Origin of the sequence: Kribbella sp. NPDC051936 (genome assembly GCF_040680955.1) — a bacterium.
Classification (GTDB): domain Bacteria; phylum Actinomycetota; class Actinomycetes; order Propionibacteriales; family Kribbellaceae; genus Kribbella.
Genome location: NZ_JBFAXS010000004.1, coordinates 126,814 through 143,256 on the forward strand (window position 1 = coordinate 126,814; position 16,443 = coordinate 143,256).

Below are 16,443 nucleotides of genomic sequence, written 5' to 3' on the forward strand. Positions count from 1 at the left end.
CGTCTTCTACACTCGTTGTCGACATGGATGCTCTAGCGCTCGTCCTCATCGTTCTCTACTGGGTTCTGCTCGCCTTCTTCCTGGTGCTGGTGGCGCGGTTCGTGCTCAGCCTGATCGTCATGTTCGCTCCGCAGTGGCACCCCAAGGGTCCGCTGCTGCTGCTCTTCGAGCTGATCTACTCGATCACCGATCCGTTCCTGAAGCCGCTGCGGCGGATCCTGCCCCCGATCGGGGCCGGCGGTATCCGGATCGACCTGTCGATGCTGATGCTGTTCGTCATGGTGTCGGTGGCGATGGCGATCAACTCGACGGCCCTTCGATCGTTGTGAGGGTGAGGACCGCGAAGACCGGGTAGGTAGAGCCCGGATTCCGTCATAAGACAACGAAGCGATAACGTGATCTACTGAGTCGCCAAGGCGAGGGCCACGGGGACTCCGCCAAGACACAGACAAACGAGGTGAAAGATGCCGCTGACGCCGGATGACGTCCGCTCGAAGCAATTCACGCCCGTCCGACTACGGGAGGGCTACGACGTCACAGAGGTCGACTCCTTCCTCGACGAGGTGGAGGCCGAGCTCGAGCGACTCCTCGCCGAGAACGAGGAGCTGCGGGCCAAGCTCGCGGCGGCTCAGCGTGCCGGTGCCGACCAGCAGCGGCCGGTCGACCAGACCGCCGCGCTGCCGCCCGTCGTGCAGCAGCCGAAGCCCCCGGTCGTGGTCGAGAAGCCCGAGGAGCCCAAGCCGCCGGTGGCGGTTCCGGGTGCGGCCGCGGCGGCCGGCACGGTCGGCGACGCCTCCAGCTCCGCGGTGCGGCTGCTGGAGATGGCCACCAAGCACTCCGACGACCTGGTCCAGGAGGCGAAGGACACCGCCGACAAGATCATCGGCGAGGCCCGCGCCAAGGCGGAGCGCCTGGAGAACGAGGCCCGCGGCAAGGCCGACCGGATGACCGGTGAGGCCCGCGCCCGCGCCGAGAAGCTCGACGGCGAGATCGCCGAGCGCCGCGCGCAGATGCTCGGCACCCTGGAGAAGCAGAAGGGTCAGCTCGAGCGCACGATCGACGACCTGCACGCCTACGAGCGTGAGTACCGCAGCCGCCTGAAGACCTACTTCACCGAGCAGCTGAAGGCGCTCGGCAACGGCGACGACACGCTCAGCCCGCGCAACGGCTTCCGGCCGGAGGCGCGTGCGCAGGCGCACGGTCACGGCGTCTGACAGACCTGATCGAAGAGGCGGTGCTTTCCGGCGGCACCGCCTCTTCGCCATGTCTGGCCACTTTTGACACAGGGTCTCCCGGTAGTGACAGGGAGTCAGGGCCAGGCAGCAGCAACCTTCCGGCCGCTGAGCGTCTCGACATCAGCAAGCCGCAGCCGTTACGGCGCCGGCCGTAGGAGTGAGGGTGATTCCCCGGAGGGACCATCGGGGAACACACTCCACCGGGCTCCCGGCCGATGCACAACCAAGGTTTTATATTCCGTGGCATGGAGTTCGATCCTGCCGCTGCCGATCTGTCCCTGGCCTCGCTCTTCGCCGGCTGGGCGCTGGCCGACGAGCTGCAGCGCCGGCTCGCGGCCGAGGGTTTCGAGGACTCACGCTTCTCCGACGGCGTGGTGTTCCAGCATCTGGTCGCCGGGCCGGTGACGATCAGCACACTCGCGGAGCAGCTGGGTGTCACCCAGGAGGCCGCCTCGACGACGGTTGCCGACCTGTGGATCCGTCGCTACGTCAACCGCCGGCCGGACCCGTCGGACGCGCGGGCACGCCAGGTCGTGCTCACCGACCGCGGCGAGGCCATCATCGCCGCCGCCCGCAGACACCGCGCGGCCATCGACGCCGAGCTGCGGAAGGCGCTCGGCGACGACGCAGTGGAGCAGACGCGACTGCTCCTGGTCGACGTCATCGACCGGCTCGGCGCGGGCCCGTCGTCACGAGCCCGCGCCATCCGCCCACCCGCCTGACGGGGACCGCGGCGACCTGAGACCGGCAGAGGTAGGTGGAGACCTGTTATTTCAGGTCTCCACCTACCGGAAGACGTCTCAACGTCAGGCTTTGACCAGCCAGTACGTGAGCTGCAGGTCCTCTTCGGTGCCTTCGGCAACGTCGACCAGGGTGACGCCGACCGGTGCCTCCTGGTGGAGCTCGACGGCGAGGACCTCGCGGGCGATCTCCTCGGCGTGCTTGCCGAGGGCATCACTGAGCTCGGCGTCGGTCGAGGTCACCCAGACCGTGATCCGGTCGGACACCTCGAGGCCGGCGTTCTTCCGGGCCTCCTGCAGGGTGCGGACGACCTCGCGGGCGAGGCCGGCCTGCTTCAGCTCCGGCGTCACCTCGAGGTCGAGGGCAACGGTCTCACCCTGCTCGTTGACCACCGACCAGCCTTCCTTCGGCCGCTCGGACACCAGCACCTCGGCCGCGGAGACCTGGACCTGCTCGCCGTCGACCACGACCGTCGCCGTCCCGGACTCCTTCAGGGCGGCGGCCAGCGCGCCGGCGTCGGCCGCGGCGATCGCGGCGGCGACCACCGGGGTCTGCTTGGCGAACCGCTTGCCGAGCTCCCGGAAGTTGCCCTTGGCGGAGAACTCGACCAGGTCCGCGCCCGCCGAGGACAGCGGCGCGACGGTGCCCACGTTGAGCTCGTCGGCGATCTCCTGCAGCAGCTCCGGCGACAGGTCCGCGATCGCGGCCGACCCGACCAGCGCCCGGGCCAGCGGCTGCCGCGTCTTCACCTTCGCCTCGGCGCGGGCCGACCGGCCGAGCTCGACGACCCGGCGGGCCATCGCCACGTGCCGCGCCAGGGTGTCGTCGACGAGCGTCTCGTCGTACGTCGGGAAGCTCGCCAGGTGCACCGACTCGGGCAGGCCGGGCGTGACCGGGCGGAGCACGTCCTGCCAGACCCGCTCGGTGACGAACGGCGTCAGCGGCGCCATCACCCGGGTCAGCACGTCGAGCGTCTCGTGCAGGGTGGCCAGCGCGCCCGCGTCACCGGACCAGAACCGGCGGCGCGAACGGCGGACGTACCAGTTCGAGAGCACGTCGACGAACGAGTTGATCAGCAGACCGAGCCGCTGCGTGTCGAACGCGGCGTACGCCTCGTCGGTGTCGCGGACCAGCCGGTGCGTCTCGCTCACCAGCCAGCGGTCCAGCACCGAACGCTCCTCGACAGCCGGCGCGTCAGCGGGCGACCAGTCGGCCAGCCGGGCGTACAGCGCGTGGAACGCGACCGTGTTCCAGTAGGTGAGCAGCACCTTCCGGACGATCTCGTTCAGCACGTTCGGCCCGATGCCGCGCGCCTTCCACGGCGACCCGGAGGCGGCCATGAACCAGCGCACCGCGTCGGCGCTGTGGTCGTCCATCAGCGGGATCGGCTCGAGGATGTTGCCCAGGTGCTTGGACATCTTCCGGCCGTCCTCGGCGAGGATGTGCCCGAGACAGACGACGTTGCGGTACGACGACTCGTCGAACACCAGCGTGCCGATCGCCATCAGCGTGTAGAACCAGCCGCGGGTCTGGTCGATCGCCTCGGAGATGAAGTCGGCCGGGTACGTCTGCGCGAACTTCTCCTGCGAGCCCTCCACCCACGGGTAGCCCCACTGTGCGAACGGCATCGAGCCCGAGTCGTACCAGGCGTCGATGACCTCGGGCACGCGCCGCGACTCGGCGCCGCAGGTCGGGCAGTCGAAGGTGATGTCGTCGACGTACGGCCGGTGCGGGTCGGTCGCGCTCAGGTCGCGGCCGGCCAGTTCGCCGAGCTCCGCCAGCGACCCCACGCACACCTGGTGGTCCTCGCCGCAGCGCCAGATCGGCAACGGCGTACCCCAGTAGCGGGACCGGGAGACGGCCCAGTCGATGTTGTTGCGCAGCCAGTCGCCGTACCGGCCCCACTTGACCGACTCCGGGAACCAGTTGGTCTTCTCGTTCTCGCGGAGCAGCGCGTCCTTCACCTGTGTGGTGCGGATGTACCAGGACGGGAGGGCGTAGTACATGACCGGGGTGTGGCAGCGCCAGCAGTGCGGGTACGGGTGCTCGTACGGCACGTGCTTGAACAGCAGGCCGCGGTCCTTGAGGTCCTTCACCAAGTCCTCGTCGGCCTTCTTGAAGAACTGCCCGCCGACCAGCGGTACGTCGGCGTCGAAGTGACCTGTCGTGTCCACCGGCTTCACCACCGGCAGGTTGTACGCGCGGCCCACAGCGAGGTCGTCCGCACCGAAGGCGGGGGACTGGTGCACCAGACCGGTGCCGTCCTCGGTGGTCACGTACTCGGCCAGGACGACGTAGTGCGCCGGCTCGTCGAACGGCACCAGCTCCAACGGCCGCTGGTACGTCCAGCGCTCCATGTCGCGGCCGGCGTACTCGCCGGTGACCGTCCAGCCCTCACCGAGGCGGTCCAGCAGCGGCTTGGCGATGACCAGAGACTCGTTGCCGTCGGTGGCCACGACGTACTCGACGTCGGGGTGCACGGCGACGGCGGTGTTCGACACCAGCGTCCACGGTGTGGTCGTCCAGACCAGCAGCGACGCCTTGCCGGCCAGCGGGCCGGACGTCAGCGGGAACCGGACGTAGACCGACGGGTCGACGACGGTCTCGTAGCCCTGGGCGAGCTCGTGGTCGGACAGACCGGTGCCGCAGCGCGGGCAGTACGGCGTGATCCGGTAGTCCTCGACCAGCAGGCCCTTCTCGTGGACCTGCTTCAGCGACCACCAGACCGACTGGACGTACTCCGGGTCCATCGTCTTGTACGGGTGCTCGAGGTCCACCCAGTAGCCCATCCGGACGGTCAGCTCGTTGAACGCGTCGACGTGCCGCAGCACGGACGAGCGGCACTTCGCGTTGAACTCGGCGATGCCGTACGCCTCGATGTCGGGCTTGCCGTTGAAGCCGAGCTCCTTCTCGACCGCGACCTCGACCGGGAGGCCGTGGCAGTCCCAGCCGGCCTTGCGCTCGACCCAGAAGCCCTTCATGGTCCGGTAGCGCGGGAACACGTCCTTGAAGACGCGGGCCTCGATGTGGTGGGTGCCGGGCATGCCGTTCGCGGTCGGCGGACCCTCGTAGAACGTCCACGGCGTGCCGCCGGCGGACTGCTCGAGGCTCTTGGCGAAGGTGTCCTGCTCCTCCCAGAGCGTGAGCACCTCGCGCTCGAGCGCGGGGAAGTCGACCTGGGCGGGAACCTGCCGCCAGGGGGTGTTTGCCGCCATCTTCTGCGTCCTTCGTCGCGTCCTGCTGTGCTGGACGAGGGACGAAGCACCCGGACCGAGCCGGCTACCGCGCGGTACCACCCTCCTTGGCAACCTTGTGCGGGTTGCCCACTTCCTTAACGAGACGCTGCCGGTTCTAATAGGTCCCTACGGACTGTTCTTCCGGCGGCTCCGAGGTGATGGCCTCATCACTGCCTTGCGCTTCGCGGTCCTCAGTGTACGGCGTCGTACCAGATGGCTACGAATCGTTAATCGGTGGTGCGGTAGGAATTCGAGGATGAGAATTCTGTTGCGGGTCCGGCCGGGGGCCTCCAGGACCGCGGTCGGTGGCCGGTACGACGGTCCGTCCGGGCCGGCGCTGGTGGTCGCGGTGGCAGCCCGTGCGGTGGAAGGACAGGCGACGAAGGCTGTCCTGGCGGCGGTCGCGGCGGAGTTCGGCGTACGGCGTTCCGCGGTGACCCTGGTGCGTGGGGCGACCAGCAGGGACAAGCTGGTCGAGGTGGAGGGGGAGGAGAACGACATCCGGGCGCGGCTCGAGCGGCTGCTCGGTTGACCTGGGACTGTTACGGACAGTGACGTCCGCAATGCGGTTGTGACGCGCAGAACATCGAGCGGGCTTGAAGAACCGACTACCGTATGTCCACGGTCTGCGCGTCAGACTGGCACGTGATGTGCGCGTGGCCTACTGTCTTGCGACCAGTCCGCTTCAGTCTCCGACTAAGGCAGGGGGTAGCCGCCATGGCTACATCGGCACGGAAGAAGTCCGCCCCCCAACGTTCTGCCGCGGCCAAGAAGAGCGCCCCGGCATCCGGCGAGCCGAAGAAGACGACGACGGCCCGCAAGGCGCCGGCGAAGAAGACCTCGCCGGCCGCCAAGACTTCCGCGAAGCAGGCGGCGACCGCCGCCGGCTCCGCGGCCAAGAAGGCTCCGGCCAAGAAGACCCCTGCCAGGAAAGCGACAACGAAGAGGGTGGCCATGAAGACGAACGAGAACAGGACTCCGGCGACGGCGCCGGGGAAGTCCGCAGCCCACACGGCCGAGACCTTCAAGGTGAAGCCGGGTGAGGACCCGTGGACCGCTGCCGAGCTGGCCGAGCTGCGGGCGGAGCTGGAGGGTGAGGTCGAGCACCTCAAGCAGGAGATCCGGGACGCCGAGCAGGAGATCGCGGGCCTGTTCCGGGACGGCAGCGACGGCGCCGGCAACGACCAGGCGGACGTCGGCTCCACCACCCTCGAGCGGTACCACGAGTTGACCCTGGCCAACAACGCCCGGGACATGCTGAACCAGATCGAGTTCGCGCTGACCCGGATCGACGACGGCACGTACGGCGTCTGCGAGAACTGCGGCAACGCGATCGGCAAAGGTCGGCTGCAGGCGTTCCCGCGTGCGACACTGTGCGTCTCATGCAAAGAACGCCAGGAACGCCGCTGAACGACCCTGCCTCGTCTCACCAGGTGGGGGACGAAGACACACCGGAACCGGCCGACACCGCGTCGGCCGGTTCTCCGTCGTCCGATGACGCTGTCGCGGACGGCGGCGGCGGGACGACGCCCGGTAACCGGTCGTGGAAGTGGACCGTGGTGTTCGCCGGAGTCGGGCTGCTGATCCTCTTCCTGGATCAGTTGACCAAGGCGCTGGCGCTGGCGCACCTGACGCCGGGCGAGCCGGTGAACGTGATCGGTTCGCTGCTGAAGTTGAACCTGATCCGGAACTCGGGTGCCGCGTTCAGCCTCGGTTCCGGCTACACGCCGTACATCAGCGTCATCCAGATCACCGTCGCGCTCGGCGTCGTCTACCTGTCCCGCAGGCTCGGTTCGGCGGGCTGGGCGGTCGCGTTCGGGCTGCTGTTCGGCGGCGCGGTCGGGAACATCCTGGACCGGATCTTCCGGGAGCCGTCCCCGTTCCACGGGCACGTGGTCGACTTCCTGCAGACCCCGCACTGGGCGATCTTCAACGTCGCCGACATGGCGGTCACGTCGGCCGCCGTCCTGCTGGTGATCCAGACGCTGCGCGGGATCCGGCTCGACGGGACCCGGGAGCAGCGGAAGTGAGCTCCCGGACCGTGATGGTGCCGGACGGTCTCGCGGGGGAGCGGCTGGACGCGGCACTGTCCCGCCTGTTCGGCGTGTCCCGGACGAAGGCGGCCGAGCTGATCGAGTCCGGCCTGGTCCAGGTCGACGGCGTAGCGGCGCCGAAGTCGTCCCGGGTCGCGGCCGGCGTCCTGCTCGACGTCGAGCTGCCACCGCCGCCGTCCGAGGTGACCGTCGTCCCGGAGACCGTGGACAACCTGCGGATCGTGTACGACGACGACGAGATCGTCGTGGTGGACAAGCCGGTCGGCGTCGCCGCGCACCCGTCGCCCGGGTGGACCGGCCCGACCGTGATCGGGCACCTGGCCGGCGCCGGGTTCAGCATCTCGACCAGCGGCGCCGCCGAGCGCAAGGGCATCGTGCACCGGCTGGACGTCGGGACGTCCGGGCTGATGGTGGTCGCGAAGACCGAGTACGCCTACACGGTCCTCAAGCGCGCCTTCAAGGAGCGCACGGTCAAGAAGATCTACCACGCGCTGGTGCAGGGTCATCCCGACCCGTTCACCGGCACCGTCGACGCGCCGATCGACCGGCACCCGCACCACGACTACAAGTTCGGCGTGGTGGCCGGCGGCAAGCCGAGCGTCACGCACTACGAGACCCTCGAGGCGTTCCGGTACGCGACGCTGCTGGAGATCACCCTGGAGACCGGCCGCACCCACCAGATCCGCGTCCACATGTCCGCGATCGGCCACCCGTGCTGCGGCGACCTGACGTACGGCGCCGACCCGATCCTCGCCGAACGCCTCGGCCTCACCCGCCAATGGCTGCACGCGATGCGCCTCGGCTTCACCCACCCCGGCACCGGCGACTACGTCGAGTTCACCTCGGAGTACCCCGAAGACCTCGACCACGCCCTCGACCTCCTCGTCGACACCCAGTGACCCACCCCGTGCCGGCGAGGCCGGAGGCGAGTTCGGAACACTTGCCTTCGGAGCGCGCAGGGAGGCCGAATCCCGCCGTAGGCTGAGGCAATGGGCGAGGCCAGGCCCGCGACCGCAGGTGAAGGGCGGCTTCCGGCCGAGGTGACGAGTTTCGTCGGGCGACGGCGTGAGCTGGCGGACACCAGACGGTTGTTGTCCAGCAGCCGCCTGCTGACATTGCTCGGCGTCGGCGGGGTCGGCAAGACCCGGTTGGCGCTGCGGATGGCAGCGGAGGTACGGCGGACCTTCACCGACGGAGTGTGCTTGGTCGAGTTGGCGGCGCTGCGAGATCAGGCGCTGCTCGGCCTGACGCTGGCCGAGGCGCTCCAACTCAGCCAGGTGTCTGCCGATCCGACCGCCGACCTGGCCGAATACCTGGAGGACAAACACCTGCTGCTCGTGCTCGACAACTGCGAGCACCTAGCCGAGGCGTGCGCCGTCGTCGTCGGCAAACTGCTCGCGGCTGCCCCTCGGCTGTGGATCCTCGCCACCAGCAGGCACGTGCTGGGTGTCGAAGGCGAACAGGTGCTGCCGGTGCCTCCGTTGCCGACGCCTCCCGGCGACGCGTCCGCCCACGACGCCGATCAGTACGAGTCGCTGGTGCTGTTCACGGATCGCGTCCGAGCTGTGCTTCCGGAGTTCCGGATCGACGAGACCAACCGGCGCCAGGTGATCGAGGTCTGCCGCCGGCTGGACGGCATACCGCTCGCGCTGGAGCTCGCGGCGGTATGGATGCGGACGCTGTCGCTGCCGCAGATCCTCGACCGGCTCGACGACCGGTTTCGGCTGCTGGCCACCGGCCGGCAGGCGGCACCACCGCGCCAGCAGGCCCTGCAGGCCGCCGTCGACTGGAGCTACGACCTGTGCTCGGCGGCCGAACGGCTGCTCTGGGAACGGCTCTCGGTGTTCTCGGGCGGCTTCGATCTCGACAGTGCCGAGGACGTGTGCTCGGGCGACGGCATTCCGCGCGACCAGGTGCTCGACCTGGTGGCCGGCCTGCTGAGCAAGTCGATCATCACCCGCACGATGGCCACCAGCCACACCGTCGCGTGGTACGACATGCTCTCCACCATCGGCCAGTACGGCGGAATGCGGCTGGCCGAGGCCGGCCGCACCCGCGAGTTCCAGCTCCGGCATCGCGACTACTACCGGGGACTGGCCGGGCGATGGGCCGCCGACAGCTTCGGCCCCCGCCAGTCCGACTGGTACATCAGGCTGCGCCGCGAACACGACAATCTCCGAGCCGCACTCGACTTCTGCCTGGCCGAGCCCGGCGAGGCCCCCGCCGCCCTGGAGATCGCGGCGCCGATCTGGAACTTCTGGTTCGCCGGCTACCTCCGCGAGGGGCACCGCTATCTCAGCCGAGCTCTCGACGCGGCACCTGAGCAGACCCCGGTCCGGGCGCTCGGCCTCTGGGCGGGCAGCTACCTGGCGATGTTCCTCGGCGAGGCCGGCCAGCTCGCGGCCTTGCTGGCCGAGTGCGAGGAGCTGGCCGAGCGGTACGACGACAACCGGCTCCGGGCCCGCATCGCCGAGGTGTCGGGCCACGCGATGATCTACCAGGGAGACCTGGCGGCCGCGGTCGGGCTGCTGGAGCGTGGGCTGGCCGGCTTCCGGACGGTGGGCGATGAGCTGGGTCAGTTCGACGTGCTGATTCTGTTGTCTGCGGCAACCTTCTTCTCGGGTGACTCGCGGGTCGAGGAGTTCAGCCGGCAGGCGCTGGAGCTGGCGGCATCCCGCGGCGCGGACTCCTCCAAGGCCTACGCGCTGTGGGCGGTCGGCATCGTGCAGTGGCGCGACCACGACCAGTGCGAGGAGGCGACGCGGTCGTTCCGGGAGGCGATCCGGTTGTGGCTGCCGCTGAACGACCGGACCGGGATCGGCTTCTGCGTCCAGGCGTTGTCCTGGTGTGCCGGGACGGCGGCGCCGGACGAGCACGCGGCCCGGCTGATGGGCGCGTCGCGAGCGGTGTGGCGGTCGAGCGGCGCCCACGTCGACGATACGACGCCGTACAGCCAGTTCGACGAGATGACCGAACAGCGGATCCGTGCGCGCACCGGCGACGCCATGTTCGACGCTGCGTTCGCGGTGGGGGCGGCGTACTCGTTCGAGCAGGCCGCCGCTCTCGCACTGGGGGAGGAGCGTGAGGCCGCGTCCAAGCCGGGCCCGGCCGGGCGGCTTACGCGGCGTGAGCAGGAGATCGCGGTGCTGATCAGCACGGGCCTCAGCAACCGTGAGATCGCCGCGCGTCTGGTGATCTCCCAGCGCACCGCCGAGACCCACGTGGAGCACATCCTGAGCAAACTCGGCTTCGGCTCGCGCGCCCAGGTCGCCCACTGGGTCGCGGAGCATCGGCTCGACTGAGGACCCTCGGCGCCTCGATCAGGGCCGAAAGTCCCTGGACAGACACAGCGACGTACGTAGCCAAATCCGTAGGTGTCCCGATAGCGGTGACCGCGCCGGACCGGGATCCTTGCTGACAACGTTGTCCCCTCACACCGTTGCCGAGGTCCCGATGCCTGAACCGAGTTGCCTGACCGCCGGCCCGCGCGGCTGGTGGCGGACGGCCGTCATCTATCAGGTGTACGTCCGCAGCTTCGCCGACTCCGACGGCGACGGCATCGGCGACCTCGACGGTGTCCGTGCCCGGCTGCCGTACCTGCGCGGTCTCGGGGTCGACGGCCTCTGGCTGAACCCGTTCTACCCGTCGCCGCAGCACGATCACGGGTACGACGTCGCCGACCACCGCGACGTCCACCCGGAGTACGGGACCCTCGAGTCGTTCGACCGGCTGATCCGGGACGCCCACCGGCTCGGTCTCCGCGTCCTGGTCGACGTCGTACCGAACCACTGTTCGACCGAGCACCCCTGGTTCAGGGCGGCGCTCGCGGCCGGACCCGGCAGTCCGGAACGCCGGCGGTTCCACTTCGCGGCCGGCGACGGCGACCTGCCGCCGAACAACTGGCGATCGATCTTCGGCGGGTCCGCGTGGCGGCGGGTCGACGACGGCCAGTGGTACCTGCACACCTTCGCCGCCGAGCAGCCCGACTTCAACTGGCGGCATCCGGACGTCGTGTCGTCGTTCGAAGACGTGCTGCGCTTCTGGCTCGACCGCGGCGTCGACGGCGTCCGGATCGACGTCGCGCACGGACTGCACAAGGCGGACGGCCTGCCGGACCACGACCACGCGGGCCTGGATGAGCTCACCGGCGACCCGGTCAACCCGCACGCCTGGAACCAGCCCGAGGTGCACGACGTATGGCGCAGCTGGCGGGCGATCGCGGACGAGTACACCCGGCGGACCGGCCGGGAGCGCGTCCTGGTCGGCGAGGTGGGGCTGCTGGACCCGACGCTGCTCGCCCAGTACCAGCGGCCGGACGAGCTGCACCAGACCTTCTACTTCGACTTCCTCCGCGCCGAGTGGGACGAGTTGTCGCTGTCCGACGTGATCGGCCGGGGACTCGAGACGATCGCCGGGTCCGGGTCCTCCGTCGCCTGGGTGCTGAACAATCACGACATGCCGCGTTCCGTCACCCGGTATGCCGGCGGCGCACCGGGTGCCGGACCGGGCGATCTCGAGCTCGGCCGGGACCGCGCCCGGGCAGCGGCGTTGCTGATGCTCGCGCTGCCGGGATCGTCGTACCTCTATCAGGGCGAGGAGCTGGGCCTGCCCGAGGTCACCGACCTGCCGGACCATGTCCTGACCGACCCCATGTTCCACCGCACCGGTGGTGTCCGGCGGGGCCGGGACGGCTGCCGGGTCCCGCTGCCGTGGACGGCCGAACACGACCTCTTCGGCTTCTCCCCGGACGGCTCGCCCGGTACGCCGTGGCTGCCGCAACCGGAATGGTTCGCGCATCATGCGGTCGACCGGCTGCGCGCGGACGCCGACTCGACGCTGCATCTGTACCGCGACGCGCTCGCGCTCCGTCGCCGGCTCCCAGCGCTCGGCTCAGCCGAGTTCGGCCGGTTGCCGTCCGAGCCCGGCGTCCTGGCCTTCACCCGTGGCGACGGGTTCGCCTGCTTCGTCAACTGCTCGCCGCGTCCGGTCCTGCTGCCGGAGCGCAGCACGACGCTTCTCGCCAGCGATCCCGAGGCCGGCGAGAAGCTGCCACCGAACAGCGCCGCCTGGGTCCTGCTGGAGGTCGAAGCGTGATGGACGGCTGCACGCGCCCGCTGGCTCTCGGCTACATCCGGACGGGGGTCGTCATGACGGCCGACGACCTCGCCGCGGAGCGGGTGGGCCTGGCCGCGTTCGCCTTGGCCGAGGGCTACACGCTCGGCGCCGTCTACCTCGAACACCCGAACACCGCACCGGCCGCGTTCGAGGCGATGCTGGACGAGGTCCGGCGGGACAACGAGGTCTGGGCGGTGATCCTGCCGGCCGCCCATCAGGTGACCGACGGTGGTCTCCGGGCGATGAGACGACAGCTCGAACACCACGGCACGGTGCATCTCGTCGTCGCCGCGCCGGCCCCCTAGACCGGTGGGCCTGGCGTCTTGAGAGACCCCTGCCTCGGCGCCAGGTCTGCCGCTCCATCCGGTGCGTGCTGACCGGATATCGGGCGATTTCACTGACCCGGGAAGGACCAGCCGGAGGGTCGCCGGAAACTGTCGGTGGGCCGAGCATAGGCTGTCTCAGTCCACCTGAATCACGCCCTGGGAGGTCTGCGTCGATATGGCGTCCAGCGACAGTTTCGTGCATCTCCACGTGCACACGGAGTACTCGATGCTGGACGGCGCCGCGCGGATCGACGAGTTGTTCAAAACCGCCCAGGAGATGGGCATGCCGGCGATCGCGACCACCGACCACGGGTACGTGTTCGGCGCCTACGAGTTCTGGCGGACCGCGAAGAAGTACGACGTCAAGCCGATCATCGGCGTCGAGGCGTACCTGACGCCGCACACCCACCGCTCGGAGCGCAAGCGGGTCAAGTGGGGCGACGCGAACTCCGGCCGCGACGACGTCTCCGGCTCGGGTGCCTACACCCACATGACGCTGCTGGCGAAGAACACCTCCGGCATGCACAACCTGTTCAAGATGAGCTCGCTGGCCAGCCTCGAGGGCTACTACTTCAAGCCCCGGATGGACCGCGAGCTGCTGAACACCTACGGCCAGGGCCTGATCGCGACCACCGGGTGCCCGTCCGGCGAGGTCCAGACCCGCCTGCGCCTCGGGCAGTACAAGGAGGCCGTCGAGGCCGCCGCCGAGTTCCGCGACATCTTCGGCAAGGAGAACTACTACTGCGAGCTGATGGACCACGGCCTCGGCATCGAGCGGGACATCCAGAAGGACCTGCTGAAGCTGGCCCGCGAGCTCGGCCTGCCGCTGGTCGCGACCAACGACCTGCACTACACCAAGCCCGAGGACTCCCAGGCGCACGCGGCGCTGCTGTGCGTGCAGTCCGGCTCGACGCTGTCCGACCCGAACCGGTTCAAGTTCGACGCGAACGAGTTCTACGTCAAGACCGCCGCCGAGATGCGCGAAGTGTGGAAGGAGCTCCCGGAGGCGTGTGACAACACGCTGCTGATCGCCGAGCAGTGCGACGTCAGCTTCACCGAGGGCGAGGGCCGGTTCATGCCGCGCTTCCCCTGCCCCGAGGGCCACAACGAGGAGTCCTGGTTCGTCGCCGAGGTCGAGACCGGTCTGCACAAGCGCTATCCGGCCGGAATCCCGGACCAGGTCCGCAAGCAGGCGGAGTACGAGATCGAGGTCATCACCTCGAAGGGGTACGCCGGCTACTTCCTCGTCGTCGCGGACTTCATCAACTGGGCCAAGGAGCACGGCATCCGGGTCGGTCCGGGCCGTGGTTCCGGCGCCGGCTCGATGTGCGCGTACGCGATGAAGATCACCGACCTGGACCCGCTCCAGCACGGCCTGATCTTCGAGCGCTTCCTGAACCCGGAGCGGATGTCGATGCCCGACTTCGACATCGACTTCGACGACCGCCGCCGCCCCGAGGTGATCCGCTACGTCACCGAGAAGTACGGCGACGACCGGGTCGCGATGATCGTCACCTACGGCACGATCAAGGCCAAGCAGGCGATCAAGGACGCCGGCCGGGTGCTGGACTACCCGTTCGCGATGGGCGACCGGATCACCAAGGCGATGCCGCCGTCGGTGATGGGCAAGGACATCCCGCTGTCGGGCATCTTCGACTCGACCCACAAGCGGTACTCCGAGGCCACCGAGTTCCGCTCGCTGTACGAGTCCGACCAGGACGTGCGCAAGATCGTCGACACCGCCCGCGGCCTGGAGAACCTGAAGCGCCAGTGGGGTGTGCACGCGGCCGGCGTGATCATGTCCAGCGAGCCGCTGATCGAGCTGATCCCGATCATGCGCCGCGAGCAGGACGGCCAGGTCATCACCCAGTTCGACTACCCGAGCTGCGAGACGCTCGGCTTGGTCAAGATGGACTTCCTGGGCCTGCGGAACCTGACGATCATGGACGACGCGGTCAAGAACGTCGAGGCCAGCCGCGGTGTCACGCTGGACCTCGACGAGCTGGCCAAGTCCCTCGACGACAAACCGACGTACGATCTGCTCGCCCGCGGTGACACGCTCGGCGTGTTCCAGTTCGACGGCGGCCCGATGCGGGCGCTGCTGCGGCTGATGCGGCCGGACAACTTCGAGGACATCTCCGCGGTCGGCGCGCTCTACCGCCCCGGCCCGATGGGCGCGAACAGCCACACCAACTACGCCCTCCGCAAGAACAAGCAGCAGGAGATCAGCTACCCGCACGACGAGCTCGCCGTCGCGCTGGAGCCGATCCTGGGCACGACGTACGGCCTGATCGTGTATCAGGAGCAGGTGATGGCGATCGCCCAGCAGCTCGCGGGCTACACGCTCGGCAAGGCGGACCTGCTCCGCCGGGCGATGGGCAAGAAGAAGCGCGAGGTCCTCGACGCGGAGTACGTCGGCTTCTCCGAGGGCATGAAGGCGAACGGCTTCTCCGAGGCGTCGATCAAGGCGCTGTGGGACGTGCTGGTCCCGTTCTCGGACTACGCGTTCAACAAGGCGCACTCGGCGGCGTACGGTCTGGTCTCGTACTGGACGGCGTACCTGAAGGCCAACTACCCGGCGGAGTACATGGCCGCCGTCCTGACGTCGGTGAAGGACGACAAGGACAAGATGGCCATCTACCTGAACGAGTGCCGCCGGATGGGCATCAAGGTGCTGCCGCCGGACGTCAACGAGTCGGACTCGAACTTCACCCCGGTCGGCACCGACATCCGCTTCGGCCTGTCCGCGATCCGCAACGTCGGCGTGAACGTGGTCGCCGAGATCGTCGCGGCCCGCGAGGAGAAGGGCCGGTTCACCGACTTCGTCGACTTCATCGACAAGGTGCCGCTGCCGGTCTGCAACAAGCGCGTGATCGAGTCGCTGGCCAAGGCCGGCTCGTTCGACTCGATGAGCCACGCCCGGCGCGCGGTCGTCGCGGTGCACGAGCAGGCCGTCGACGAGGCCATCGACCTGAAGCGGAACGAGGCGCACGGCCAGTTCGACCTGTTCTCGATGGGTGACGACGACGCGGACGAGGGCGAGGGCAACAGCCGCCTGACCGTCACGGTCCCCGAGATCGAGGAGTGGGACAAGGCGACCAAGCTGGCGCACGAGCGCGACATGCTCGGGCTGTACGTGTCGGACCATCCGCTGTTCGGTGTCGAGCACGTGCTCACCAACGGCAGCGACTGCACGATCGGGCAGTTGCTCGCCGACGAGGACCGGCCGGACGGCAGCCGGGTGACGATCGGCGGCCTGGTCACCGCGGTCCAGCGGAAGGTGAACAAGCGCGGCGACATCTACGCGATCGTCACCATCGAGGACCTCGAAGGTTCGATCGAGGTGATGATGTTCTCCTCGGCGTACCAGTTGCACGCGCACCTGCTCACCAACGACGCGATCATCTTGATGAAGGGCCGGGTCCGGCGCCGCGAGGACCGGCTCGAGCTGAGCGGCGACGAGGTCGTCGTACCGGATCTGACCGAAGGCCCGAGCGGCCCGGTCGTCCTGACGATGCCGGTCAACCGCTGCACCCCACCGGTTGTCGATCAGCTGCGAGACATCCTGACCTCGCACCCCGGCATGACAGAGGTTCACCTGCGCCTGCAGGCACGCCAGAAGACCACCGTCATGCGCATCGGCGACCGCTTCCGGGTGACCCCCACCTCGTCGCTGATGGCCGACCTGAAAGCGCTCCTCGGTCCCTCCTGCCTGGCCAGCTGACCGGCGGTGCAA

The 16,443-nt window shown here is 68.9% G+C and carries 12 protein-coding genes; 11 read left to right on the top strand and 1 reads right to left on the bottom strand.

Annotated elements, in window-relative coordinates; all coding sequences use genetic code 11:
- Positions 1 to 23 precede the first annotated feature (23 nt).
- The 3 genes from AB0L64_RS14635 (at position 24) to AB0L64_RS14645 (ending at position 1,957) form a co-directional block, all read left to right on the top strand.
- Complete coding sequence (locus AB0L64_RS14635; protein WP_363710632.1) at positions 24 to 329, top strand: YggT family protein; 306 nt, start codon at positions 24 to 26, stop codon at positions 327 to 329.
- Positions 330 to 464: 135 nt separating this feature from the next.
- On the top strand, positions 465 to 1,214 hold the full coding sequence (locus tag AB0L64_RS14640; RefSeq protein ID WP_355480080.1) for a DivIVA domain-containing protein: 750 nt from the start codon (positions 465 to 467) through the stop codon (positions 1,212 to 1,214).
- Positions 1,215 to 1,480: 266 nt separating this feature from the next.
- On the top strand, positions 1,481 to 1,957 hold the full coding sequence (locus AB0L64_RS14645) for a MarR family winged helix-turn-helix transcriptional regulator (protein WP_363710633.1): 477 nt from the start codon (positions 1,481 to 1,483) through the stop codon (positions 1,955 to 1,957).
- Between the two features lie 84 nt (positions 1,958 to 2,041).
- Here AB0L64_RS14645 and ileS read toward each other — a convergent pair whose 3' ends face one another.
- Entirely contained in the window at positions 2,042 to 5,191 is a 3,150-nt protein-coding gene (gene ileS, locus AB0L64_RS14650; RefSeq protein WP_363710634.1) for an isoleucine--tRNA ligase, read from the bottom strand.
- Between the two features lie 277 nt (positions 5,192 to 5,468).
- On the opposite strand from ileS, the gene AB0L64_RS14655 reads away from it, so the two are divergent.
- The 8 genes from AB0L64_RS14655 to dnaE all read left to right on the top strand — a co-directional run bounded on the left by AB0L64_RS14655 (position 5,469) and on the right by dnaE (position 16,431).
- Positions 5,469 to 5,744: a DUF167 domain-containing protein gene (locus AB0L64_RS14655; protein ID WP_359933452.1), complete on the top strand. Its 276-nt coding sequence runs from the start codon at positions 5,469 to 5,471 to the stop codon at positions 5,742 to 5,744.
- Between the two features lie 185 nt (positions 5,745 to 5,929).
- Positions 5,930 to 6,622 carry a TraR/DksA C4-type zinc finger protein gene (locus tag AB0L64_RS14660; protein ID WP_359933454.1) on the top strand — a complete coding sequence of 231 codons (693 nt, stop codon included), beginning with the start codon at positions 5,930 to 5,932 and terminating at the stop codon, positions 6,620 to 6,622.
- Between the two features lie 23 nt (positions 6,623 to 6,645).
- Positions 6,646 to 7,242, top strand: a complete 597-nt coding sequence (gene lspA / locus AB0L64_RS14665) for a signal peptidase II (protein ID WP_363710635.1) — start codon at positions 6,646 to 6,648, stop codon at positions 7,240 to 7,242.
- Positions 7,243 to 7,256: 14 nt separating this feature from the next.
- Positions 7,257 to 8,165, top strand: coding sequence for an RluA family pseudouridine synthase (locus AB0L64_RS14670; protein WP_363711134.1), 909 nt, complete (start codon positions 7,257 to 7,259; stop codon positions 8,163 to 8,165).
- Positions 8,166 to 8,255: 90 nt separating this feature from the next.
- On the top strand, positions 8,256 to 10,568 hold the full coding sequence (locus tag AB0L64_RS14675; protein WP_363710636.1) for a LuxR C-terminal-related transcriptional regulator: 2,313 nt from the start codon (positions 8,256 to 8,258) through the stop codon (positions 10,566 to 10,568).
- Between the two features lie 151 nt (positions 10,569 to 10,719).
- Entirely contained in the window at positions 10,720 to 12,360 is a 1,641-nt protein-coding gene (locus AB0L64_RS14680) for an alpha-amylase family glycosyl hydrolase (RefSeq protein WP_363710637.1), read from the top strand.
- The gene (locus AB0L64_RS14685) at positions 12,360 to 12,686 is read left to right on the top strand and encodes a hypothetical protein (RefSeq protein ID WP_363710638.1); all 327 of its coding nucleotides are present in this window, start codon (positions 12,360 to 12,362) and stop codon (positions 12,684 to 12,686) included. Before AB0L64_RS14680 ends, AB0L64_RS14685 begins: the two co-directional genes overlap by 1 nt.
- 196 nt (positions 12,687 to 12,882) lie before the next feature.
- A complete protein-coding gene (dnaE, locus tag AB0L64_RS14690; protein ID WP_363710639.1) occupies positions 12,883 to 16,431 on the top strand; it encodes a DNA polymerase III subunit alpha in 3,549 nt (1,182 codons plus the stop codon).
- Positions 16,432 to 16,443: the final 12 nt, after the last annotated feature.

Coding starts and splice junctions, on each gene's coding strand:
- AB0L64_RS14635 (WP_363710632.1), top strand. CDS start 24: ATGGATGCTCTAGCGCTCGTCCTCATCGTTCTCTACTGGGTTCTGCTC.
- AB0L64_RS14640 (WP_355480080.1), top strand. CDS start 465: ATGCCGCTGACGCCGGATGACGTCCGCTCGAAGCAATTCACGCCCGTC.
- AB0L64_RS14645 (WP_363710633.1), top strand. CDS start 1,481: ATGGAGTTCGATCCTGCCGCTGCCGATCTGTCCCTGGCCTCGCTCTTC.
- ileS (WP_363710634.1), bottom strand. CDS start 5,191: ATGGCGGCAAACACCCCCTGGCGGCAGGTTCCCGCCCAGGTCGACTTC.
- AB0L64_RS14655 (WP_359933452.1), top strand. CDS start 5,469: ATGAGAATTCTGTTGCGGGTCCGGCCGGGGGCCTCCAGGACCGCGGTC.
- AB0L64_RS14660 (WP_359933454.1), top strand. CDS start 5,930: ATGGCTACATCGGCACGGAAGAAGTCCGCCCCCCAACGTTCTGCCGCG.
- AB0L64_RS14670 (WP_363711134.1), top strand. CDS start 7,257: ATGGTGCCGGACGGTCTCGCGGGGGAGCGGCTGGACGCGGCACTGTCC.
- AB0L64_RS14675 (WP_363710636.1), top strand. CDS start 8,256: ATGGGCGAGGCCAGGCCCGCGACCGCAGGTGAAGGGCGGCTTCCGGCC.
- AB0L64_RS14680 (WP_363710637.1), top strand. CDS start 10,720: ATGCCTGAACCGAGTTGCCTGACCGCCGGCCCGCGCGGCTGGTGGCGG.
- AB0L64_RS14685 (WP_363710638.1), top strand. CDS start 12,360: ATGGACGGCTGCACGCGCCCGCTGGCTCTCGGCTACATCCGGACGGGG.
- dnaE (WP_363710639.1), top strand. CDS start 12,883: ATGGCGTCCAGCGACAGTTTCGTGCATCTCCACGTGCACACGGAGTAC.